The following is a 24,565-nucleotide window of genomic DNA, read 5'->3' on the forward strand; positions in this document are numbered from 1 at the left end:
ATGGATATTACCGATAGCATTCATTTATTTGCTAACGACCCATACGAATTCGCTTTGAAATTCAAACGTGAAATATATGAACATACACGCATTGAATGTACGATCGGAATTGGTCCGAACCCTTTAATGAGTAAGGTTGCTTTAGATATTGAAGCAAAGAAGAACAAAGAAGGAATTGCTCATTGGAAGTATGAAGATGTCCCAACTAAATTATGGAGTATACGGCCACTTAATAAGTTTTGGGGTATTTCGTACAAAACAGAAGAAAAGCTGAATCGAAAAGGAATACATTCTATCGGAGATTTAGCGAACTATCCTCTTAAATATTTAAAACATAGTTTTGGCAAGATCGGAGAGGAATTGCACCTACATAGCAACGGGATTGACTTCAGCCGTATTTCGGAAAAATACATTCCTGCTACAACTTCTATTGGGAAAAGCCAAATTCTAATGCGTGACTATACGATAGAAGAGTTTCCGATTGTACTACTGGAACACATTGAAGAAGTTTGTTATCGCCTTAGAAGACAAAACAAACTTGCTCAAACCGTTCATTTTTCTGTTGGTTATAGCAAGAGTTATAACGGTGGTATTAGAAAAACACATACTTTAAGTCGTCCGACTAACTTAACAATGGATATTTATAAGATTTGTACATACTTTTTACATGAACAATATACTGGAGAACCTATCCGCAGCATAAACATCTCTTTAACGAATCTAATGCAAGAAGGGGAGGAACAAATTTCTCTTTTCGATAATGTCACGCAACGAGAAAAAGAAGTAAAACTAACAAAAGTAATGGATGAAATACGCACAAGGTTTGGGAAGAACAGTATTTTGCGGGGGATTTCCTACACGCATAGCGCCACAGCTAGATACAGAAACACACTAATAGGGGGCCACAAATCGTGAACAATGCTAATATGCCAAAAGGAAGAAAAATGGTCAAATGGACTCCATTCGTTATCAAGACCTAAATTCAAAAAACATTTAAAATATCAAGCTTCTAACATATTGTATATGACTAATATGTTAGAAGCTTTAAAAACGAAAAAATTGTCCATTTCCAAGTGGAAATGGACAATTTTTGTTTTAAGGTGTTATATAATTCTTAAATTGATGAGCCTTTAGTTTTAAACTAAATTATACTCTCGACACTCTTCACAAAATAATTTCGTATCGTATTTATGTTCTATATAAACTTGATGCCATACCATAAATGCTAGTACTGTCCAAATTTTACGGCTATAGTCAGCTTTATCTGTACAATGTGCCTCCAGTAAGTTTAATACATATTCTTTATCAATTAAATGTTCGGTTTTACTTTCTTTAATAATGTTTAGAGCCCAGTCATGCATTTCATCTTTTAACCAATGACGGATTGGTACTGGAAAACCAAGTTTCTTACGATCTAGTACATGATCGGGAACAATACCGCGTACAGCTTCACGTAAAATGGCCTTTGTAGTTCTATTGGCAATTTTGAATTCTGTTGGGATTTTAGAAGCGACATCAAAGACTTCTTTATCTAGAAATGGAACACGTAATTCTAATGAGTGAGCTGTAGACATTTTATCCGCTTTTAATAAAATATCTCCACGTAACCATGTGTACATATCAATGTATTGCATTTTACTTACATCATCATAATCCTTAATTTCATTATATAATGGTTTGGTTACATCCTTATAGTTAACACTTTCACTGTAAGATTGCATTAACTTCATTTTCTCTTTTTCACGGAAGATCTTTGCATTACCATAGTAACGTTCTTCAATTGGTGTACATCCACGCTCTAGAAAACTCTTTCCCTTAAAACCTTCTTTAAGCGCTCCACTTAAAGCTTTTAAAACCGTTTTACCTGGGGTTGGGATGTATGAGAACATTTTTAAAGAGTTTGGCTCACGGTAAATATTATATCCTCCAAATAGCTCATCTGAACCTTCACCAGAAAGAACAACTGTTACATGTTTACGCGCTTCTTTTGCAACAAAGTATAATGGCACTGCTGCTGGATCTGCTAATGGGTCATCCATATGCCACATGATTTTTGGGAATTCATCCATAAATTCTTGTGGTTTTACCAATACACTATAGTTTTTTAAATCTAATTTCTCAGCAGTTTCTTTCGCTACATCTATTTCACTAAATCCACGGTGCTCAAAACCAACAGAGAATGTTAAGAGATTTGGATTTATTTCTTTTGCAATGGAAGCAATAATAGACGAGTCAATTCCGCCAGATAAGAATGCACCTACTGGAACATCACTGCGCATATGTACTTTTACTGAATCATATAATACATCGCGAATTGCTTGAATGTGTTGCTCTTTTGGGGTATCTACAGCATTGAAATATGGTTTCCAGTAGCAATGAATCTCTATCTCTTTTCCAATTTCTTTTATGAAATAATGACCAGGTTCAATTTTGTTGATATCATTTGTTAATGTTTCCGGTTCTGGTCCATATTGGTACGTAAAATAATGTTGCAGGGAAGTTGGATTTACCTCTTTATCCTGCATTATATGTAAGATACTTTTCTTTTCAGATGCAAAGAAAGTCGTATCATCCTGTTCTGCAATATAAAGCGGTTTAATACCAAAATGATCACGCGCGCCAAATAATCTTTTCTCTTGACGGTCCCAAATAACAAAAGTATACATTCCACGAAGATGTTTTACACATTCTTCTTTTACATGAGCATATAATGCAACAATAACTTCCGTATCTGACTGAGTTGAAAAATTTGCCCCCTGTTTAATTAACATTTCACGTAATTCTATATAATTATAAATTTCACCATTGAACATAAGTATATAACGTTCATTTTCATATGTTAGCGGTTGATGTCCAGCATCCAAATCAATAATGCTTAAGCGTCTAAACCCAAATTGGACATGTTCGTCACGGAAATATCCTTGATCATCCGGACCGCGATGGTATAGCAGATTTGTCATATTTTCAAATTGTATTTTCTCTGTTTTCGAATAACTTTTTGCAGTATTATACAGGCAACCCACATAACCACACATTTTTTTACCTACTTTCTATTTATCTATTCCTTAAAATTTCAATATTATGATCAACTTCAAGAAAGAAAATTACATTCTTTATTTAAGGCGTAGCATACATTTAGTGCTTATAAATTAATATTTATCTCAAATAGAAATTCTAATAAATTTAGCTAAAAAAAATTAGTATTGATAAGTCTAAATAATTTAAAGCTTATTTAAATTATAAATCTATAATAGTATAGGGCAATGCCGATTTTTCTATCACTACCATAGATATGGTCTATAATTTTTCTACTGGTTATTTCAATTTTTATTATTCTTTAATTAATTTTCTAATCTGTTCTTTACTTTGTTCAGAAATAGGAAATCCCAATTTTATAATTTCATTTGTAAGCAATTCGATAAAATTTCTAGTGCCGAACCCAATAAATTTATCTCTACGCAAGATAAGGTTAACCTCCCTACTAACACTCGGATTTACTATTGGAATAGCTGATAAATCGTTATCTTCCGTAATATCCAATAGAGTTTTAGATACAACTGTTACTCCAAAATCACTTCTAACAAAATCGAATAATGATTCGATACTAGAGGTCTCAATAATTGGATACATATTTATTTTCCGTGCTATGCATGTATAGTCCAATAACTTTCTGCATTCATGATTATCTGGGAACAAAATTAATGGTAATTTATTTAATTCGGAGAACTGTATTTCTTTTTCATTAACTAATGAATGGTTTTTTGATAACACTAAAAATAGCTCATCAGTGTACAATGGTATTTTTATAATTTTTTCTTCTTCGAATACGTAATCAGAAGAATCAATGGTAACAGCAAAATTAACTTGATTCTGATTTATTAATTCTAGTATTTCATCTGAACTTATAATTTTCACTATTACTTCTGGATAATTTTTATGAAAATCTAAAATTAAAGTGGAGACTAAGTTTGTTAGTTCGCCAGGTAAAGTGGCAATTGCAATTTTACCTCCTTTTATCTCCTTTAATTCACTGATTTCTTCTTTTACATTATCAAGTGCATTGAAAATAGTTTTACATTCCTTTGCTAAAATGTATCCCACATCTGTTATAGCAATTTTCTTTCCTAATCGATCAAATAACGGCATACCTATTTCATCCTCGAGAGCTTTAATTTGATGACTTAATGTAGGTTGTGTAATACCTAATTTATCAGCCGCTCGTGTAAAATGCAGTTCCTTACAAAGTGTTATAAAATACTCTAATTGTCTTAATTCCATATAACAATAATCTCCTTACTTAGTTAATTAATTTCTCAAAACCCTTTAATTCTCCCTATACTTTATCATTTCGTTCATTTATAAAAAACGTAATTTCTCCTAATAAAATGTATTAGGAAAAATTACGTTCCTTATTTATGTTATGGTATACATACTTTAAGAAAAGATTATATAGTCTACTATAGAAAATAGACCGCTCATTCTATACTTAGTTCACTTTATTTGTAAATCGTAATACTTATTCTTCAACTTCTAAAGGTATATTATGACTATAAGTTTGATTAGAACTTTTAATCTGAAATCCTTCAAAGAAATCGATCGTTATACTGTCGTCAACAAAAGCTAAAGATGCTTTGTTTATATATAATGGTTTCCAGTTTGTTTGCATTTCTTCATAGCCAATACTTGATTTAATAAGTTTAACTCTCAGAACTCCATCTAATGGAAGTCCACATCCTCCCATTTCATATTGAAGGAATCGAAGGTGATTTGGATATTTAGTCTCTAAATTTTCGAATTGTTTCATAGCAGCTTCTGTAACAGTAATTTGAATTTGCATATTATTTCCCACCTTGTCTATTTTGGATTAAAAGATGAATATGTTACGAACTCCCACTGATTTGTGTTACAATTCATTGTTTGAATGGCTTCAACTAATTGAAATTGAATTAATCGCTGGGATCCGGGAAATTGAGAAATACTACTTTCGTCAATATCCCAAATAATACTTGCTTTCCCAGTTAGTTGTAATGTATCACCAGTAGAAAAATCAAAGAACAATAGCCCTACATTAGGATTTTCAATAATGTTTCCGAGCGTATTGAATAGCATATTACCTGAGTAATCAGGAAATACTATTTTTTGTTCGCTTATAATGTGAATAAACCCTGGCATCCCACCTCGATGGGAAATATCCATTTTCCCATCTGAACTGGAACTCGCAATAATGAAAGTATCAGCTTGACTAATCAGTTCTTGCTGTTTTTCATTTAAAGCATACTGCTTATTAAATCGCTTAGTCTCACCAACAACTGTTTCGTTATAAGTGAAATTTCTCGCCTGAATGTATTTAGGGCAATTCCCAAATACTTGTTCAGTTTTAACTTCAAAACTTCCATCCGAAAATTTGTTTACAACCGAACCATTTATACGAATTCTTATCCTGGAAGCAAAGTCAATTACGATGATTCCAACTTCTTTATTGTGAAGAATATTTGTGAATAATGGATCACCTTCATTTATACCAACATTTATTTTAATTGCATCGCAATCTACTGCTTGAATAATTCCTTCTTTTCCTGCTAAAAATGAACTCCACACTCTCCCTTGTTCATCCATAGAAGATATCATGAATGAGTTTTGTCCATTTAGAAACGCCATAAATTTTTTTGTCATTATTGGCTGAATCATTGTACTAGCAGTATTCGCTATTTGCTGTACACCAAGCCTATTGTGTACAGCACGTTCCCCAGAATGAAAAACATCCATATACATCTCTCCAATTTACTTATCAATAGGACTCATACTAATGGCTGCTCTACAAAACACTATTATTTCGCCTCCTACGGAAACTTTTTCTAGCAAGGTTACTTGCTTTTGTTTTTTTGCTATCTTGTAAAGCACCTTCATTCTAACTCTGACATTTCCTTTTATCAATTCTATCGTTTCTATAATTATCATAGGTGTTATCTATCGTTAAATTAGAACTTAAAAATCTGCACGTAAATTCATGTTATTGAATAAAATTTCATATTGCATAGATATAACTATCATTTATGCTGTATTCTTCAATATATAAAAAAGATATAGAGCTAATTATTACTGAGACTGTTACTTGTGAAACACACTTTAAGTAGACCATTGTCATTATTTATATCTTTTCATAGCCAGTACTACAATAACAACTTCGTTATCGATATTTTTTTAAACTATTCCCTTTATGTCCCTATAAATATATAATTTCAAAAATTTATCTAAAACTACAAAAGGAACAATTAATCATAGATAAGTTCTATTGATTATATAGAAATCATTGCATTGATAAATAATGGAGGCTTTATATAATTAATTTAAGCTCATGAGCTAGCAATAAGATTTAAAAATATCATTTCTTTATAGGAGGACATTTTCATGCAAAAAACAGTTGCAGGTATAGTAATTCCGGATAGTAAGATAGCAGTAGAGGCGCAAGAAATACTTCGTGAATATGGTAATGACTTACTATGGAATCATTCGAATCGTGTTTACTTATTTGGTGCTCTTCAAGGTAAAAAAGCTGGGCTTAAGTATGACGAAGAGTTATTATATGTTAGCGCCCTCTTCCACGATCTTGGCCTTACAAAGAAATTCAGTAGTCCAGATAAGCGTTTTGAGGTAGATGGTGCAAATGCTGCACGTAGTTTTCTTCAACAACATGGTATGGATAATGAGTCAATTAGGTTGGTTTGGGATGCAATTGCACTTCACACAACAATTGGAATTGCTGAATATAAAGAACCTCAAGTTTCATTAATTTATTCTGGAGTAGGATACGATGTTATGGGCGATGGATATAATGAAATTCCAGAGGAAATTCGTGAACAAGTTGTATCTGCTTTCCCTCGAGATAATTTCAAACAAAAAATCCTTCCTGCTTTCCTTGAAGGTTTCGCTCATAAACCTGAAACTACTTTTGGGAACATTAAAGCAGATGTTTGCTCATTGCTTCTTCCAGGCTTTAAACGCAAAAATTTCTGCGATTGCGTATTACATTCACCTTGGAAAGAATAGCCATAGAGATAAAAAAAGCTTGCCATTAATGAAAATGGCAAGCTTTTTTAAGCAAATAACATCTAATAATTTGCAAGAAATTAGAGAGACCAACTAACTAATTTTTGTTTAATAATCAAAAACTTAAATTAATTAAAAAACATAAAGAATAGCTATCTCATAATGACGTACATAAATTTATATAAGCGTTTTGATCATTATAAAGTCAAATTGTTCTTCATCACCCATATAAAAAGAGTGAACTCCAGTTTGGACAAAACCCATTTTCTTATAAAAGGCAATAGCATTTTCATTCTTTTCCCATACACCTAACCAAATTTTCTTTTTATTATGTTCCATTGCAATTTCTATAGATTTATTTAGAAGATATTTACCAAGCCCATGTTTTTGAAACTCACCTTTTATATAAATTCTTTCGATTTCAAGTGATTCATCGCCCATTTCTTCAGACTGTGCATCATTAGTATTTACCTTTAAATATCCAGCAACTTCATTATTAAAATAAACAAAAAAGAATTGCGAAGCGACATTCGATAATTCTTTTTCCAATTGTTTTAAGTTAAATGCTTTTTCCAAATAAGCACTCATATTTTGAGGTGAATTCTGATCCTTAAATGTCTCATTAAATGTTTCATAGCTAATTTCTTGAAGTGTATATAAATCCTCAAGGGTACCCTTTTTTATGTTTATAGTCATTTAAATATGTCACTCCTTTATACAATCAATAATTTCTCTTGTTTCCCTTTTTTACAAATTCCCAATCTTTTTCTATATTTTTTCTTATTTTTTGAAGAAAATTGAAAATGGTATCCACTTCTTTTTCAGAAAACCCTTCTAATGCAACGGTATTGGAATAATCATTTTCTCTCTTTATAAAAGGATAAATATTTTTTCCTTTCTCCGTTGGAAAGAGTTTTTTTATTTTTTTGTTATATTCATCATCCTTTTTTTCAATAAATCCATTTATTTCGAGTTTTTTGATAGCACGAGCTGCTGTTGTTCTATCCACTTTTATCATCTCAGATAACTTTTCTTGAATAATTCCTGGGTTTTCACATATTCGTACAAGGTACAAATACTGCCCTTTTGTAAGTTCATATTCTTTAAATTCTATATTACTTATAGAATCTAATGCCCTTGCTATCATTCCAATTTCACGGAGAATTTCCTTCATAGCTAACTCCTTATCGTATGTTTTTATTGCAAATGCAACATTTTAAGGTTACATTAAATATACATCTTTTTTATTGTAATTGCAACAAAAATAACGGTAAAGAGGTTGATTAAAATGAAATATGTGTTCTATGTATTAGGAATTTTAATATTAACCCTTGGTATTTCTTTCACTATACAATCAGACCTTGGAACTTCACCCTTTGATGCACTCTTGGTAGGACTGTCTTTAAATGTGGGGCTTACTGTGGGGAGTTGGGAAATAATAATAGCTTTATTATTGATATGCTGCAATTCATGTTTAAAAAGACAACGACCAGAAGTTATGGGGTTGTTAACAGCATTCATAACAGGTATTGGTATTGATATGTGGTTATTTTTATTACGTCATTTAATTACACCTGAAATATGGTACAGTAAAATGATTTGTTTTGGAATCGGCTTAGTTATTACAGGATTAGGAACTGCAACATATTTACACACAAATTTTGCACCGATTCCTATTGATCGCTTAACGTTAATCGTACAAGAATTAACTAGAACGAATATATTTTTATCAAGAACGCTCATTTATCTCGTATTCTTGATAATGGCAATATTTTTACATGGACCAATTGGTGTTGGTACTGTGATCACCGTTTGTTTAGGTGGACTAATCCTTAATTACTTTATGCCATTTACTAAAAAATTATTAGACCCCTTAATAATAAAACCTAGTCCTTCATCAAATGATAATAGGAATAAAAAGCATTCAATATAGAATGCTTTTTATTCCTATTATTTTAAGTATATTCCTTCACAACATTTCCAATTTTACTTAACCTAAATTCAAACTTCCCTTTTTATACTCTTTTACGCCATCCATGCTTTTTTTAACAGCTCCACACCGATTTGAATTTCTTCGAAAGAAAGATTTCCAAAACCAAGTTTAATGATTGGGCTGTCAGTTGTATTTTTAACAAAATAACGCGAAGTAGGGTAAACTTGAACACCATAATATGAAGCTTGTTTTATTAGCCATTTTTCTGAACGGTTTAGATATACCTTTACTAATACAAACAAACCAGATTTTTCACCAATGATGAAAATATTTTGATTGAATTGCTCCTTTAATACGGACACTAGGTGTTGCATTTTTCGTTTATAAACTAGACGCATACGTTTAATATGACGATTCCATTCTCCTTCTTCCATAAATTTAGCCATTGTGAGCTGACTAAAAATTGAAGTGGTACTCTCAAAATGAAGAAATTGATCCTTATAATCATTTATAAGTGTCTGGGGCAACACCATATAACTCAAACGAATTCCCGGAAGAAACGATTTTGAGAAGTTTCCTAAATAAATGACTCTTGATGAATCAATTGAAGTTAGGGCTGGAAATGGCTGTTGCGTATAGCGAAATTCACTATCGTAATCGTCTTCAATAATATACCCTTTCATCTTGTTAGCCCAATGAATTAGCATTTGACGTTGTTGGATAGACATACTTACTCCATATGGGCTGTGATGAGAAGGTGTTACATAAATTACTCTTGAGTTCGTTTGATCTAATTGTGAAAAATCAGCACCTGTTTCATAAACTGGTAAAGTTTTAATCCTAAAATGATGAAATTGAAAAGCTTTCCTAGCGCCATCATAACCCGGATCCTCTACTATAACACTTGAAAAATCATTCTTCAGAATATGTCCTAGGTTAATAAGCATTTGTTGGGTACTACTGCCGATAATAATCGCATCTTCATCTGCTTTCACCCCACGGGATTGAAGTAGATATGTGGAAATTTGTTTACGTAAACATACTTCACCAAAAGGTGACCCATATTTAAAACTATCTTGTAATGTTAATACTTGATTGGCAATCCTCCTCCAAATTTTCAAAGGAAAATGTGTTTGATCTACGGCACCTGCTCGGAAATCAATAAGAAGAGGTGTTACTGATTCTTTTTGTTTTTTAGTAAAAGGGTTTAACTTTTCTTCGAATAAGGGGGGCTCTAACTCATTTACGAAATAGCCTTTCCTTCCTTCCCCACAAATATATCCTTCAGCTACAAGTTGTTCATAAGCTGTTAATGTCGTATTACGACTTACTTGAAGAGAATCTGCGAGTTGACGAATGGAGGGTAACTGTTCATTAGGAAGTATATCTCTTCGTTCAATCAAATGTTTAAACTCTTCATAGATTTGTTTGTATTTAGGAGAGTCATTATTTAGAGAAAAAATGATATTTTTCATTTGCAACCCCTGACATGTTTATTTGTTTAAAATTGTACCTTTTGACATGTCTATTTATATAATACTATGTATTACAAATCAAGTTAATTGAGGAGGAGGCTGATTATGTATATTCCTAAATACTTTAAAGTCAAAGATATCGATGAAATTCGAGAATTTATTCAAATGAATCCATTTGGAACAATTGTAACAATAAAACAAGGTAAACCAATTGCTACTCATTTACCATTACAGTTAAATAAAGAAGATGATAATTACTATATAACGGGACACATGGCTTATGGGAACACTCAATGGAGAACATTCGAAATTAGTGAAGATGTATTAGTTATATACCAAGGACCACATGCTTATATCTCTTCTTCCTGGTATGAACAAGAAAATGTACCAACATGGAACTATCAAGCTGTACATGTATATGGTAAAGCCACTATTTTGAAGGAAGAAGAGTTAAAACAAGATCTTACAATGTTACTACAGAAATACGAAAAACACCGTAAGAATCCAGTTTTATGGGACAATCTTTCGCCTCAGTTATTAGAGCAAGAATTAAAAGGCATTGTTGGATTTAAAATTAAAGTGCAAGAAATTCAAGCTGCATATAAATTAAGTCAGAATCGCAATGAAAAAGATTATCTTAACATCATTAATAAATTACAAGAAGAAAAGGATTTTGATTCTCAAAGAATGGCAAAAGTAATGAAAAAGAAAGTTTAAAGTCTCAAAAGAGTACTATACTCAACTTCTGCTCACGTATACATCATTCATTTATATGATGCAATTGTAGAGTGATTTATAAAGATAGTTCTCTAAAATCGAAATATAATTGGGAAGGAATTAGAAAAATGAAAAACCCTTTTATCTCTTTTAGTGTAGCAATGGTCACACCATTTTCTACTAATGGTGATCTGTATTTAGAAGGAATACCATCATTAGTTGATTACTATAAAAAGCACAAAGTTCCTGCATTATTGATTAGTGGTACCACTGGTGAACAACACTCTATGACCGTTGAGGAACGTATGGCTTTATTTCACAAAGTAAAAAAAGAAGCAAAAAATGATTTGATTATATATGGAGGAGTTGCAGCTGTTCAAACCAACGATGCGATAGCATTAGCAATTACCGCAGAAAAAGTAGGACTAGATGGTATTATGTTAGGGTTTCCGCCATATTTACGAATTAATCAGCAAGAAGCATTTAACTATGTCTCAAAGATTTGTTCAGTAACCCATTTACCAATCATGATTTATAATAACCCTCCACGAACCGGGTTTGATTTACATGTTGAAACATTAATAAAATTAGTTGGAAAATTCCCTCAAATCGTAGCATTTAAAGAAGCTGGTGATGTGAGCAGTGTACCAATTGTGAAAAAGAAATTAGGACCGGAATTCATTGTATTATCAGGATCTGATACAAATATATTTGAGGATGCTGAACTTGGATATAACGGTATTACTAGTATTTTGGGGAATATTTTTCCTGAAGAGATACATAATATTATTAAAAACTTACAAGCTGGTGACGAGGAAAAAGGGCTAAACCAATTTTCAAAACTCTTGCCCTATATGCATTCGATTATAGAAATGGGAACACTTCGCACAATTAAATACCTATTAGAAAAGCGTAATATACAGGTTGGAATTTGCCGAGAACCCCTTTCAACATTAAGTATAGCGGAAAAGAAAATTATCGATAATTTTTTTCAATCATTTTGAAGTAGCTTATTCTTATGAAATGAAGATAGGAAATAGTTAATTGAATTTGAACATAAAAAGGGCTAATCCTTTACGGAAATTAGACTTTTTATGTTCAAATTCGCTTAGCGTAAGAAATCTGCAATTTGTTGGTGCTACGCCATGAAGGATTCAGTCTTGATTGCATCTAAGTAGGTATTTGAATGAAAGGAATGCTCAAAATATCAATAAAATACCGTTAATATTTTGAGCATTAGCGCGGGTATATTGATGGTGTTTATTCCCACAAATTTTAAGTGTGTACGATAAATTCCATCTTCTTATTTGCTTATATCCATTTATATCTGTTTATATACGTTTGCATATGCCACTTTTAGTTGATTCCGTAATTGCTTGTTTTCTTCCTCAATTTTCTTGATTCTTCGTTTCAACGATTCAATAATTACATCTTTATTGCTGTCACTCATCTCATGTTTTATCTGTTTTGAGGTAGAGGAGTGTGCTTGCTGTTGACGCAGGGTTTCAATACGTTTACGCAACTTCTGATTGTTGTACAGTGTGGCTTTAGCGATCCTGGCTTCGCTTGCTACACTATTAAAATTGATGTTCTGATTGGCTCGTACGAGCCTTTGGATTGCTTCATCAACTTTTTTAGAGGTGACTGCCTTTCTGGATGCATGAATTGCTTTTAGCTGTTCTATACGATCATAACTAGCCATGTTTCACACCATACTTTCTTTTTATACGATTTTGCCGACCAAAAATAATATTACCTTCTCTAATATTATTTAAAATGCCTTGATATCTGTTTAAATTCTGTACATGTTTCTCAACCATATCCTCACGATTATGCTGTTTAGCTACTTCTACAGCCCTCGTTGTTGTTTTTATGTGCAACTCATATTTTTCGATATCCAGCTCTGAAAATCCAATCGCTAAATCTTTGCAAGGACTACCACTATTACATGTCAAACAAGGTGGAGCTTCCATATGTGGGCAATCTCCTTTCAGTCGTGCATGACATGTTCCGTAAGGATTATCCATTGCATTTAATTTATGCTCTTGCCAGAGTGCTTGTAATATATCATCAGGAATATCTTCACCTACATTAATCTTTTGTACCTCACCGTTCAAATCAAAGCTGAAAACCCCTTGATTAATAACAGATTCGAATGCTTTTCGCTTAGTTTCATCCAATAGTTTGGCATACCGTAAAGTCATCTCAGGAGAAGCATGGGCTAATAATTCTTGTACTGTTAGAATATCTGCACCGCCATTCAATAATTTCACAGCATATGTATGACGAAATTGATGAGTTTTAAAACGAAATATATTACCATCTTCATCTACAATATGTTTCTTTTTTGCTAGTTCATTCAAATGACTTCGAATCCAACCTTGAGTATATGGCTTACCTTTTCGTGTCCCCTGATACCTCACAAAAATATATCCTCCTGGATTATTATCTTGCGTACTATTTTCTTTGGAATATGAAATTAAAACCGAAAGAATTTTCGCGAGATCCTCATCAATTGGAATTCTATGTCCTTGCACTTGTGTTTTTTCAATATCAGTTACAATGGAATATTTACCATTCAATTGTACAAGACAATCTGTTGTGAGTTCTAACACATCTGAAATACGAAGTCCTGTTTTAAAAGCTACCCATACCACTGGTATAATGTCTTCAGGTAGGTCTTTAAGGTGAGCAAATAATTGTTCCAGTACAAAATCAGGAATGTAATCAATTTGCCCAAAGGGCTTTTTTTTCACTTTAGGTTTGTCCCCTGGGAAAATCAATAATCGTACATCTTTATTTGGCGCAATGCCATATTCGTATTTTTGAACATCTCCCAAAAACTTATTTATACATTTCAACTCTTCTGATATATATCTTTCTGAAGGGTCAATACCTTTATTTTTGGTGTATTCATGCAACCATTGAATGTATTGTTCCATATGAGGTCTTTTGAGATTTTTCAAATCATTCCAAGTTGGTTCCAATGAAAATATGAAAGCAAAAAATTTATTCAAAGTCCTTAGGTAAAATCTTGATGTCGCAAACGAAAGATCGCTTCGTCCCATTAAACGTTGTTTAATATACTTTTTTGTACTCTCTCTAATTTTCAACGGTTCTATTTTAGTAAAATCGAGGTAATGCGCAGTTAAACTTTTGCTGTAGTATATCCCATACTTTGTGTGTAATATCCGTACATCCCAACGGTCTTTCTCCCATTCATCACGAGAATCTGCTAACACCAAGAAGTTGGAATAGATGATACGAAAATAAGTTGCTGCGGGGGATTTATGTGTATATCCATCGAATACTGTGGTCTTTGATGTCTTTGTTATTGGAATTCCTTGCTGTTTTAACCAAAACCACCATTCTCGTTCAACCTTATCCATATCTAAATCAAATAAAGAGAAAAGATGGGGGTATTTTGTGTTAAGAAAAAGAGATAATTTGTTTAATAATGCGGCATTCCCATCAAAACTACTGCTTAGTGCCCAATGTTCTTTAAATAATTTTTGATACCACACATATTTTATTTCAAGGTTAACAGTTGGACTATTTATTCGAAAATACACATTTCGTCGTTTTCCTTTGTAGTTATCCGCCATTCTCCGAAATTGAGGGATTCTTTCTAAGAATTCAATGTTCCAACTGTCATTAATTAAAAAATAAGCTTCTTTCACATGTTTAGTGGTAACAAATCCATCAGGTTGAATTGTTTTTTCCATATAACTAGAGAGTTCATATTTTAATCGTTCATGAAAATTGACTTCTCCTATATTTGTTTGCTGTTTTCGCTTCATGTTTACCACCTTCAGCTTTTTTCATCAATTTTGAATGCATCTTGCGCTTTTTCCCAATCCTTACGGATGTCTTCATCCGAAGGGTGGAGATACAAATTCATTGTTGTTTGAATTTGGGCATGTCCCAATCTCTCTTGTACTTGTTTGATGTCTTTTGTTTCCTGATAGTATATAGTCGCATGGGTATGTCGGAGCAGATGGGGGTGGATGTTAATTTTTGTTTTCTTTCGCAAGCGTTTGAAGAGAGATTCTACATCACTATAATTCATAGGTCTACCCACATTTCTCCCACGTAGCTTAACAAAGACAAAGTTTGTTTTAATATCCAGTTCATCCATAATTTCATACAGATAATCATCATACAAATTCATTAGGTGTTGCGATACAAATATCTCTCGTTCTCCTGTTTTGAGCTTTGCACCATTCTCCAATTCTCCTCGATCCATCAAGCGAATCCGATGTCCTTTTCTGTGGTCAAATATAAAGTCTTCCAGGAATAGAGAGAGGGCTTCTCCAATACGCAATCCTGTTTCAAACAGAAGTTGAATAAGGAAAGCATCTCGTATATTTGTAGTAGCTGTGAGAGTTTGTTGCACTTGCTCTTTTGTGAGAACTTGAATCTTTTTACGAGGCTCTTTTACTTTCAAAACATTTCGGATAGAAGGCTTATTCTTATTAATATGATGTAAAAAACTCTTATAGCGTGTTTTTCCACCTGTATAAATCTGGCGCATTAGTTTTTCATTCATGTCCTTAGACAATTCTTCGTTACGGTATAAATAATCATAAAAATTTGTGACAGCAGTGATTGTTAAATTAACTGTTTTTTCAGCCTTTTTAGATTTTACAGGTGAAAAAGACATTACATTTAAACTAGTATACGGATGACGCAACCATCCAACAAAATCTGCTAGATGTTCTAATTTTATTTCTTTGTAATCTTTTTCAGTTTCTCTCAAATATACAAAGTATTGTTTCAGCGCATAACAGTATGTCTTTTGAGTATTCCTACTTTTACCTGTGCTATCCAAATATTTGAGATATTTTACAACGGGAACAATCGGAATCCCTCTTTCATCTACTAACATGTATTTTATACTTTCCTCTAGGATAACCTCTTGTACTCGCATAGAATTCCTCCCCTAGATTCATACTAAAACTAACGATTGTTTTTCCACCACCACTCCTATAGAAATTGTCCTCCCACTATAAAGAATAAAATTCCATCACATTATAAACATAATATACTAGATTATTAGCGTACAGTTAACGATTATATAATGTAACAAAAAAAGAATACTAAGCTCACATATTGAACATAATATTCTCTTTTTATTGTAGTATATTTAACCGTTTGCCGCATTAACATCTCAATTTGATGGGATACGTGAAATGATTAAGGAACAAAACAAAGTTACTCGTCCGATTTTAACACCTGAAGAAAAAGAACGAATTGAAAATATGCTCTTATGTTCATTAGTATCAGAAGAGGAAATAATGATTACATATTATGAGGACGGTTATTTGCTCTCTAGTTATATGACCGTTGTTGATATTGACCCGTCAAATAGCGCTGTTGTATGTACAGATGCTTTTTATAACAAGATGAAATTGCAATTCGTTAATGTAATAGATGTAAAATAGAATGAATTACTATACTCATGCTTGGATTATTTTTATGAAAATACGTTCGTTTTTCAGATTGAATTGTAGTTTTTTATCTTTATATTTAAATTTATGAATAAAAAATAAGAATTAATGTGATAAAATGAAAAGGATATGAAAGATTGCTGATATATGTATTTATTGTAAAAGTAGTGTTAGTAAAGTATTGGTGGTTCAAGTCAAAGAAAAGACATCTGATGGTTTTATTGAATGTCACGCATTATAATACAAAAGATGGGTAGTGAAACAGAAATGATATCTGCTTTACTACCCATCTTTTGTACTACAAATGACCTCTTTTACTACAACAACATTTTAAAATCTTATATAGCTAACGCACTACGTTAGCTGAATTAAAATACTTACTGATAACCTTACTTCACTAAGTACTGCTGAATTTCCTTTATTAAGAGTTCTGCCCCTTCAGGACTAAGAACAATTTGTCCATTAGCTAATGACATGTTTTTTTCTGAAATATCACCAGTTATTGTACAAGCATCATGTGACTTGTATTTTTGTAAAATTATCTTTTCGCCTTCTACAAATATCTCTATAGGATCTTTTTCTACGATTCCTAATGTTCTTCTTAACTCTTTCGGTAGAACAATACGTCCTAATTCATCTATTTTACGTGTAACACCTGTTGATTTCATGCTATACCACCCTTTTATTTGTTTTTTAATCGTTCAATTCTTTTAATAAATCTTCATGTTTCTCACATAATCTATATACATCTAATAATAATTGCCTACCATTTATTCCTCCCCATTGATTAGATATGTTAACACCGTGCAAATATTTGATTAAATCTGGATTCAATACGGCATTTTTTATTTCATCTATACTCATTTTCATTTCTTCTTTAGGTATCTGCCCTCTCCCCTTCGATCTATCAATCACATATGGACAGACGGACACGGACTAAACGATGTGTTTTTTGTATCATTTGCATTTAATACTACAATTTTATCGATAAGATTAATTGCTTTATCTAATGAAATATTTTTTTCATAACATTTATAGCCTAGTTCTAATGTTAGAATTGTAGCTTCACTTAATAGATATTGTTTTTGAATCTCCTCAATTTCTTTTCCTATTTTACGAAGATTAATATACTGCTCTATAGACATATTTTTGTTCTCCTCTCACTACACTTATATATCTGAATTTCTATTGTCATCTTTTATTTCGTTTTCTCTTTCTTCAGCTTCTAACATAAATTTAGTGTAAATCATTATCTTTTCTAGTTCATCTTTCGTCGCATTATAATCTGTGATATAACGTTCTTTTCTTCCGGGACTCATATATTTATTTTTTTTCATTTCATTTATTGTTTCTATATTAAATATTTTCCCTTTTCCTTTTAACTCATGCAAGAGTTTTAAATTAATAGCTAGACCTATACTCCAAAGAATCAAGCCGATAACGAAAGAAAGTAATAGATGTACCGAAAGAGAATTATCAGTGAACATGAAATAGAGAAAATAAATAATTGAGATTATCCACAAAAATGGATTGTAGTATTTCTGTATATTTTTATACTTTCGTATTTTTATTTCGTGTTGCTTTTTTCTTATTTCAAGAGTCTCTAACATGTATAATCTCCTTTTAAATAGTTTACAAAGGTCCATTTGCTAAATGCTCGTTTTTCATACGTTACCTTACTATGCTAGTACGCCACAATTTCGCCTAACAACGTATTAAATTTATTTATGGCCTAATCACTTTAACAATAGCAAACACCAGAAATCATTATAATAAACTTAAAACTATTACATGCAACGAGACCCCTGTATACTGACTAAATATTTCAGTGAATTTGTTATAAGTGACTTTGAATTTATTCTTAAAAATAAGTAAAATTACAGAACTAATTAAACATATAATTGCGCCGGTTAATCTTTTGATGTCAGGAGTATAAAGCTGGTTAGTTTTTAACCATAAGATAATACTCATCACTATGACAGTTGTAGAAAAGATGAAGATAGAAATGATAAGAAATAAAATTCTGATAGTCACAGCATCTTCATTTTATAGTAACAGTTCTAATACATCAATATTAAAAACCTTATATATAAATTTATAGAAATTTATTAAGGTTATTATATAACTATAAATAAGATAAAGGGTGTTCAATATGACTAAAAAGAAACATTTTGAACTACCTCCACATTCACTTCGTTTAGAAGTGGGGGATTCCTAAGTAAAGAGTTCTATCGAACTCTAATTTATTAGGCTATCTCCGCAGTCCTTGCGGTTAGAAGCCTTATCGCTTCATTCTTTAAATTAATACTTGCGTTAATATCCCTATCATGATGTGTACAACAAGAAGGGCAGTCCCATTTACGTAGATTCAGATTTTTAACGTCTTTGTTTTGGTATCCACAACAAGAACATAATTGGCTAGAAGCAAATGTTTTCGATACAACAATGACTTGTTTGCCGTACCATTTTGCTTTATATTCCAACATGGTTCGAAACTGTGACCAGGATACCTCACTAATTGCTTTTGCTAACTTATGATTCTTTAACATATTCGATACTTGCAAATCCTCTATACCGATAACATCGTGGTTTTTGATGATTTCAGTTGAGATTTTGTCCAAGTAATCTTTTCTAGCATTTGATATGTATTCATGAATTCTAGCTACCTTTACTCGTTGTTTATTCCAGCGAGAAGATCCTTTCATTCTTCTAGAAAGAGTACGCTGTGCTTTCACCAATTTATCTTCTAATGATAGGAAAAACTTCGGATTTTTATAGAGTGTTCCATCTGACAAAATGGCGAAATCTTTTAGTCCTACATCTATTCCAATGTAAGAATGTGTTTTCGGAAGTTCTTGTACTTCTATTTCAACTAATAGTGACACAAAATACCTGCCAGAAGGATTCCGTCTAACTGTAGCTTTTAAAATACGTCCCTTTACTTCACGACTTTTGGCAAATCGAATAAGACCTAGTTTCGGCAACTTTATCCTGTTTCCTACAACAGCAATGTTTTCATTTGTTTGTTTTGTGGTGTAAGATTGTACGTTGTTCTTCTTAGATTTAAAGCGGGGGGCGCTGTTTTGTTTTTTGAAAAAGCGTGTATAAGCATCCGCAAGGTTGCGAACAGACGACTGAATCGCAATACTATCCACTTCTTTTAACCAAACAAGCTCTTTCTTCATGGCAGGTAGTTTGGCAGAGCATGTACCATAGGTCAAGCCTTTTCCTGTCTCTTTGTATGCGTGATCCCATAAGGATAGGAAATGATTAAATACAAAGCGAGAACAACCAATCGTTTTGTTGATTAGAATTGTTTGTGCTTGATTTGGATAGATACGAAACTTATAGGCTTTATTAATCATCATTTGTTTCACCTCCATTTTGATATATATCTATTATATACCAAACGTACATTCGTCATATAGTGAAATGATCATGACAAATTGTCAATTAACACTTTACTACCTATCGAACAATTAATATGGATTCCTGCCATCCCTTGTCCGAAGTCAACTTATCTAAATCTGTTCTAAATTTATACGTATTATTAATTGCATCAAGATTATAAGCACGTTATAATGGTCACCTAATCACATATAAAGAGGTGCAGGAAATGAATAAAACAGAATTAACAAAAATAGTAGCAGAAAAAGCAGAACTTACACAAAAAGATGCATCTGCAGCAACACAAGCTGTATTAGATACAATTACAACTGCACTAGCAAGTGAGGAGAAAGTTCAGATTCTTGGATTCGGTACATTTGAAGTACGCGAAAGATCTGCACGTACAGGACGTAACCCACAAACAGGTGAAGAAATGCAAATCGCTGCTTCAAAAGCACCTGCTTTTAAGGCTGGAAAAGAATTAAAAGATGCAGTGAAATAATTACATATAATGAAAAGGGTTTGATATTCATATCAGACCCTAATGAGACTAACTTAGTTTTAGATATAGAAAAATTTAATTTTCCTAATAGTATTTGAGATGACTCTGCTAATTTGATAAAATCATAATATATGTAAATTTGCATGTTTAAATGTTTATTTTAATGTTATACTAGATTTAACCAAGAAGCATCCAACAAATTATGATTAATCACTACATTTTCTTTCATAGTATGTCAACGTAAAAAAGACACTTTCTATAGTGTCTTTTTTACGTTTCTAGATGAATACATTGACCACAACTTATATTATAATACCCCAACAAAAAAACGAATTTTTTACGTTAGGCAAAAAAACATTAAGCTGTCCACATGGACAGCTTAATTAGTCGGGTAAGCGGGGGGCATCGCTGCCCCCAACTCCCCTCAGAACCGTACGTGACAGTTTCCCATCATACGGCTCAAGCCTTCTTTTTATCCGATTTCAGTCCCTTTAGTATAGGCAAGGTAAGTGAACTAATTTTAAGTTTAAATTAGACAATATGAGGTGTTGCGGAACAGGCATGTCTTTTACGACTACCTTTTCCCCGTTTTGTAGTGGAGTTTTGCAGATAGCGCAGCGGTAACCTTGTTTTCTAGCCAGCTTCATTCTATCCATCGTGTTTTCCGTATCAAATACCTTACGGTCTCTTTTTTCCCAGTATTCTTTCAATGTTGGGTCATCAGGACTATTTTTGAATTTCACCATGTTGTGTCTCTCAATCTTAATCCATGACATATGTAAGAGTTGGATATTTGTTTTCGGGCAGGTTGGTGTCCAAGCATTTCCACCATGATGTGGATGCCTGTAATATCTTGCATATATCCATTTCCACGACTTCTTTGGATGGAGCTGTCGAAGATGTTTGCCGATTCTCCAATAGATATAGCTATCCATTGTACCAAAGATTTTCTTAGAAACGACATGTTTCCAGTATTGCCCGTATCCTCTGATAATAGGATTAAGCACTCGGATGATTTCTCCGATGGGTTGACCCCTCATGACACGTAAAGTATCTCCAATTTTCTTCTTCGCTTTCTGTCTACTGCCCTTACTTGGTTTGATGAACAGTTTATTCCCCTGTTCAGTTTGGTACTGCCGAATCAAGAATCCTAGGAACTCAAATCCTTCCTCAATATGTGTAACCTTCGTCTTTTCAGGGCTTAATTCCAATCCCCTGTCCTTTAAGTAGGGACGAAGTCTCATATATACAGAGAGTGCTTGTTCTTTTGTCTCCGTTAAGACCACAAAATCATCTGCGTAACGGATAAGGGTAAATTTGCAAGCAGGATTCATAATATAACTATCATTAGCTTTATAGTTTTTCTTGTAAGTAATTCCCAAGGTTTCTTCCATTCCATGAAGGGCAATGTTAGCGAGAAGTGGCGAGATAATTCCTCCTTGCGGAGTACCTTCTTGCGTTTCCGCGAAAAAGCTTTGCTCCATGTATCCCATCTTGAGCCATCGCTTCAATAGTTTTCTTCCGGGGAAGTAAGAAGTTTGTTTGAGTATCCACTCATGGTTGAGATGATCAAAACAGCCCTGAAAATCTCCTTCAAATATCCATTTCTTCTTTGTGCCCCCGTTGATTCTATTGAAAATGCTTCGTATGGCATCATGGGTACTTCGCTTAGGACGAAACCCGTAAGAAATAGCTTCAAATCTGGCTTCCCACTGTGGTTCAAGGGCATTTCGCACTATATTTTGATATACCCTATCCTTTATAGTTGGGATGCCCAACGGTCGCAATTTTCCGTTTTTCTTCACAATGTATATACGTTTTGCTGGTTTTGGTCGGTGTTGTAGCGTATTTAACTTTTTGAGTTGCTCATAGAGAAGATTTCTTTCTCTGCGACTCAAGGCTGTATGTTCATCAACACCTGCTGTTCGCTTTCCTTTATTCTGCTGTGTTACTCGTCTAATTGATAACAGTAAGTTTGCTTCGCTTCTCATGAGTAAGCGTTGAAGTTTTCTTACCTTTCTTTGTTGCTGTAACTGTTCGGCACGGTAAATTCTTTGTCGTAACTTCGTCACATACATCTGAACTGCTTTCCAGTTTGTATACGAGACGTGCGCCGACGCTCGTTCTGAGGTGTTCATAACTGCACGCTCCTATTCGTCAGAAGATAACTTACAAATGTATTTCCATGTTGAAGACCTATAAGAAGTGGGCTCCCTTTCAGGCTTGTCATGGGTTTGTCCGTAAGGACGACAATATCCGCTCAGTTATACATATTTCTATGCTTTCCTGTTTCCTTTCGGCTAGCGGCTTTTGCTTTCTCTTATATCCTTTACCCTCTGCCACATCGTTTGACTTTACAGTCATCCTACTGCTTGCGCAGATGACATAGGGCTTACCAAGTTTCACATTCCACAGATACGACAGGGTTAGGTGGACTCTTTACTCCGGATAAGTTGCGGGATGCAACGCGGCAGTATTATGAGAATGCCTTTCCTCTTATCAAGACCTGGGTAGAGCTGTACATTATCCCAAGCTAACGATTACGAAGCTTACGAGCCTTCACTCTCGTTCACCGTACCTGTCTTCTCCTAGCGGTATTCCGAGTCATGTACAGACTCTCTGTTTCCACATTTCCTCATGCAACCCACGAGCCCGTTACCAAGTCCGCAGTTTCGGATGGAGATAGACTTTGCATCTAATCTAGTAGCAGAAGCTACCCTGTGGGAATGCGACTTCTTGTCGCACCATAACTCCCGTTATCGGTAGCAAATACTTTGATAGAATCCTTGTAGCTACAGGGATTCTTCTTTTTTGTCTGTTTATTTGGTATACAGGATTTTATACATCGTTGATGTAGCGGGGATTCTAGGGGTTTCCGCTATTCTTTTTTTTTTGTAAACAACCTTGCATACTCTTAGTATGGTTTCTGATGAAGTGAGAACAAAAATAACGAGATATACATTTAAAGGGTCTCTTGGCTCGTCTGAGGGGATTATTTGTTGTGTACGGATAAGAAATTGAAGGTTAGTTAGAGATAAATCTGAAGTGTTTGAGAGGTATATAACAAGTTTGGGTATTGTTGATTTTATAGAAAAAAGATATAAAAGAGTCGTAGCAGTTTTTGAAAGAGCACCAGTAAAAAATTAGTGAAGGAGTAGCATTTGCTACTCCTTTTTATTTTGACAACTTTTTTGGTACTGAAAGAGTATTGAATTTTGAGTGGGGTAAAGACCTCCTAGGTGCAGTTTATTTTACTGGATAAATAACTCCACTTGCTTGACAACCAGTTTCTAATTCCCTTGGGTTTCCACAGTATAATCTCAATGAATATTGCGATAAATCACCAGTCTTTATGGTAGTAGTGAATCTCTTTGTATTATAAAATACATAGGTATCGTAATACTCACCATTACGATATATTATACCAACAATTGTACCTCGCCCTTTTTCATTAAATTTTTTGGGTTCTACGTTCATACCTAAATTGTCGCCACTATAAAGTTGTAGTCTAGATGTAGACTGCGACTTGTCCTGTGTTGAAAGATAAACATTTCTTGGAAGTTGCTCTTTAATTTTAAGGGCTGCAGCATATGGAGGTCTAATTATCGAATCTTCAGAATCTTTGTAATCATCATAATTTTTATCCACTAAAAGTTCAGGGTTTGTTGGGTAATATTTCTCCACCCCTTCTGGAAGAGATTTGATAGTGTCATCATTAATTGTATTAGCGCTAGCATTTTGCGTAGATCCTAAGATGATTGCACCGAACATAAAAGATGTTAATAATAGTTTTTTAATCCCCATAAGTTCCATAATCCTCCGTTCTTAATATTTTTTTCTGTTTACACAATAACCTTAACACGTTTCACAAATATTGTTAGTTTGTTTAACTTGATAAAATAATATTTGAATATTCAAAAATAAAAAATAAAATTGACATATGTCATGTGGCGGTAACTCTTTTAGCACTCTCGGTCATTTCATTATTAAATGCAACAAGTTTGCGCTTTCCTTTCCTAAACACAAAACGCGCATTATAAAACGCCCATTTCAA

23 protein-coding genes and 1 pseudogene are annotated in these 24,565 nt (G+C 33.2%); 7 read left to right on the top strand and 17 right to left on the bottom strand.

Translation table 11 applies throughout. The features are described from left to right. Positions 1-915 (top strand): annotated as a pseudogene (locus LMD38_RS27030) (DinB/UmuC family translesion DNA polymerase); the annotation flags it as partial. Positions 916-1,136: 221 nt separating this feature from the next. Here the strand turns inward: LMD38_RS27030 and asnB are convergent. From asnB to LMD38_RS27050, 4 genes are all read right to left on the bottom strand, one after another. Continuing rightward, positions 1,137-3,035: an asparagine synthase (glutamine-hydrolyzing) gene (gene asnB, locus LMD38_RS27035; RefSeq protein WP_000334699.1), complete on the bottom strand. Its 1,899-nt coding sequence runs from the start codon at positions 3,033-3,035 to the stop codon at positions 1,137-1,139. 295 nt (positions 3,036-3,330) lie between these two features. Further along, positions 3,331-4,278, bottom strand: a complete 948-nt coding sequence (locus tag LMD38_RS27040) for a LysR family transcriptional regulator (protein ID WP_000423355.1) — start codon at positions 4,276-4,278, stop codon at positions 3,331-3,333. Positions 4,279-4,516: 238 nt separating this feature from the next. Further along, positions 4,517-4,837: an iron-sulfur cluster biosynthesis family protein gene (locus LMD38_RS27045; protein WP_001166855.1), complete on the bottom strand. Its 321-nt coding sequence runs from the start codon at positions 4,835-4,837 to the stop codon at positions 4,517-4,519. A gap of 17 nt (positions 4,838-4,854) precedes the next feature. Beyond that, the gene (locus LMD38_RS27050; RefSeq protein WP_000382294.1) at positions 4,855-5,766 is read right to left on the bottom strand and encodes a pyridoxamine 5'-phosphate oxidase family protein; all 912 of its coding nucleotides are present in this window, start codon (positions 5,764-5,766) and stop codon (positions 4,855-4,857) included. A 642-nt stretch (positions 5,767-6,408) separates the two neighbouring features. Here LMD38_RS27050 and LMD38_RS27055 point away from each other — a divergent pair. Then, positions 6,409-7,047 carry an HD domain-containing protein gene (locus LMD38_RS27055; RefSeq protein ID WP_001174224.1) on the top strand — a complete coding sequence of 213 codons (639 nt, stop codon included), beginning with the start codon at positions 6,409-6,411 and terminating at the stop codon, positions 7,045-7,047. Positions 7,048-7,224: 177 nt separating this feature from the next. On the opposite strand, the gene LMD38_RS27060 is transcribed toward LMD38_RS27055, so the two are convergent. Together LMD38_RS27060 and LMD38_RS27065 are read right to left on the bottom strand one after the other, a co-directional pair. Continuing rightward, positions 7,225-7,743: a spermidine/spermine N(1)-acetyltransferase gene (locus LMD38_RS27060; RefSeq protein ID WP_000154467.1), complete on the bottom strand. Its 519-nt coding sequence runs from the start codon at positions 7,741-7,743 to the stop codon at positions 7,225-7,227. Positions 7,744-7,768: 25 nt separating this feature from the next. Next, the gene (locus tag LMD38_RS27065) at positions 7,769-8,221 is read right to left on the bottom strand and encodes a MarR family winged helix-turn-helix transcriptional regulator (protein ID WP_000658979.1); all 453 of its coding nucleotides are present in this window, start codon (positions 8,219-8,221) and stop codon (positions 7,769-7,771) included. Positions 8,222-8,335: 114 nt separating this feature from the next. Here LMD38_RS27065 and LMD38_RS27070 point away from each other — a divergent pair, with 114 nt between their 5' ends. Further along, a complete protein-coding gene (locus LMD38_RS27070) occupies positions 8,336-8,980 on the top strand; it encodes a YczE/YyaS/YitT family protein (protein ID WP_016099827.1) in 645 nt (214 codons plus the stop codon). 92 nt (positions 8,981-9,072) lie between these two features. On the opposite strand, the gene pdxR is transcribed toward LMD38_RS27070, so the two are convergent. Further along, positions 9,073-10,455 (bottom strand): MocR-like pyridoxine biosynthesis transcription factor PdxR, encoded by a 1,383-nt coding sequence (gene pdxR, locus LMD38_RS27075; RefSeq protein ID WP_000789405.1) that lies wholly within the window; start codon positions 10,453-10,455, stop codon positions 9,073-9,075. A gap of 105 nt (positions 10,456-10,560) precedes the next feature. Here pdxR and LMD38_RS27080 point away from each other — a divergent pair, with 105 nt between their 5' ends. Both LMD38_RS27080 and LMD38_RS27085 read left to right on the top strand, forming a co-directional pair. Then, a complete protein-coding gene (locus LMD38_RS27080) occupies positions 10,561-11,172 on the top strand; it encodes an FMN-binding negative transcriptional regulator (RefSeq protein WP_000275816.1) in 612 nt (203 codons plus the stop codon). A 128-nt stretch (positions 11,173-11,300) separates the two neighbouring features. After that, a complete protein-coding gene (locus tag LMD38_RS27085) occupies positions 11,301-12,176 on the top strand; it encodes a dihydrodipicolinate synthase family protein (RefSeq protein ID WP_000795224.1) in 876 nt (291 codons plus the stop codon). Between the two features lie 317 nt (positions 12,177-12,493). On the opposite strand, the gene LMD38_RS27090 is transcribed toward LMD38_RS27085, so the two are convergent. Genes LMD38_RS27090 through LMD38_RS27100 form a run of 3 tightly spaced genes read right to left on the bottom strand, consistent with a single transcriptional unit; the run spans position 12,494 to position 16,102 of the window. Next, positions 12,494-12,874 (bottom strand): DUF6262 family protein, encoded by a 381-nt coding sequence (locus tag LMD38_RS27090; RefSeq protein WP_000179341.1) that lies wholly within the window; start codon positions 12,872-12,874, stop codon positions 12,494-12,496. Then, positions 12,867-14,972, bottom strand: coding sequence for a tyrosine-type recombinase/integrase (locus LMD38_RS27095; protein WP_000823956.1), 2,106 nt, complete (start codon positions 14,970-14,972; stop codon positions 12,867-12,869). The genes LMD38_RS27090 and LMD38_RS27095 overlap by 8 nt, the downstream gene beginning before the upstream one ends. 11 nt (positions 14,973-14,983) lie before the next feature. Further along, positions 14,984-16,102, bottom strand: a complete 1,119-nt coding sequence (locus tag LMD38_RS27100) for a tyrosine-type recombinase/integrase (protein WP_001265876.1) — start codon at positions 16,100-16,102, stop codon at positions 14,984-14,986. Positions 16,103-16,364: 262 nt separating this feature from the next. Between LMD38_RS27100 and LMD38_RS27105 the strand changes: the two genes are divergently transcribed. Continuing rightward, positions 16,365-16,616, top strand: a complete 252-nt coding sequence (locus LMD38_RS27105; protein WP_000588952.1) for a YolD-like family protein — start codon at positions 16,365-16,367, stop codon at positions 16,614-16,616. Between the two features lie 395 nt (positions 16,617-17,011). Here the strand turns inward: LMD38_RS27105 and LMD38_RS27110 are convergent, their stop codons facing one another. The 5 genes from LMD38_RS27110 to tnpB all read right to left on the bottom strand — a co-directional run bounded on the left by LMD38_RS27110 (position 17,012) and on the right by tnpB (position 19,987). Next, complete coding sequence (locus LMD38_RS27110) at positions 17,012-17,290, bottom strand: AbrB/MazE/SpoVT family DNA-binding domain-containing protein (protein WP_000843054.1); 279 nt, start codon at positions 17,288-17,290, stop codon at positions 17,012-17,014. 25 nt (positions 17,291-17,315) lie between these two features. Beyond that, the gene (locus LMD38_RS27115; protein WP_033679280.1) at positions 17,316-17,507 is read right to left on the bottom strand and encodes a hypothetical protein; all 192 of its coding nucleotides are present in this window, start codon (positions 17,505-17,507) and stop codon (positions 17,316-17,318) included. Positions 17,508-17,533: 26 nt separating this feature from the next. After that, positions 17,534-17,767: a hypothetical protein gene (locus LMD38_RS27120; protein ID WP_000021283.1), complete on the bottom strand. Its 234-nt coding sequence runs from the start codon at positions 17,765-17,767 to the stop codon at positions 17,534-17,536. 24 nt (positions 17,768-17,791) lie between these two features. Further along, a complete protein-coding gene (locus LMD38_RS27125; RefSeq protein WP_000894490.1) occupies positions 17,792-18,232 on the bottom strand; it encodes a hypothetical protein in 441 nt (146 codons plus the stop codon). A 636-nt stretch (positions 18,233-18,868) separates the two neighbouring features. Beyond that, entirely contained in the window at positions 18,869-19,987 is a 1,119-nt protein-coding gene (gene tnpB, locus LMD38_RS27130) for an IS200/IS605 family element RNA-guided endonuclease TnpB (protein ID WP_195743185.1), read from the bottom strand. A gap of 251 nt (positions 19,988-20,238) precedes the next feature. On the opposite strand from tnpB, the gene LMD38_RS27135 reads away from it, so the two are divergent. After that, positions 20,239-20,511, top strand: coding sequence for an HU family DNA-binding protein (locus tag LMD38_RS27135; protein WP_001043933.1), 273 nt, complete (start codon positions 20,239-20,241; stop codon positions 20,509-20,511). A 491-nt stretch (positions 20,512-21,002) separates the two neighbouring features. Here LMD38_RS27135 and ltrA read toward each other — a convergent pair whose 3' ends face one another. Both ltrA and LMD38_RS27145 read right to left on the bottom strand, forming a co-directional pair. Next, the gene (ltrA, locus tag LMD38_RS27140) at positions 21,003-22,649 is read right to left on the bottom strand and encodes a group II intron reverse transcriptase/maturase (protein WP_001097732.1); all 1,647 of its coding nucleotides are present in this window, start codon (positions 22,647-22,649) and stop codon (positions 21,003-21,005) included. A gap of 1,108 nt (positions 22,650-23,757) precedes the next feature. After that, complete coding sequence (locus LMD38_RS27145) at positions 23,758-24,315, bottom strand: hypothetical protein (protein ID WP_002081503.1); 558 nt, start codon at positions 24,313-24,315, stop codon at positions 23,758-23,760. Positions 24,316-24,565 lie beyond the last annotated feature (250 nt).

The sequence above is a fragment of the Bacillus pacificus genome (genome assembly GCF_020861345.1).
In the GTDB taxonomy this organism is placed as follows: domain Bacteria; phylum Bacillota; class Bacilli; order Bacillales; family Bacillaceae_G; genus Bacillus_A; species Bacillus_A pacificus.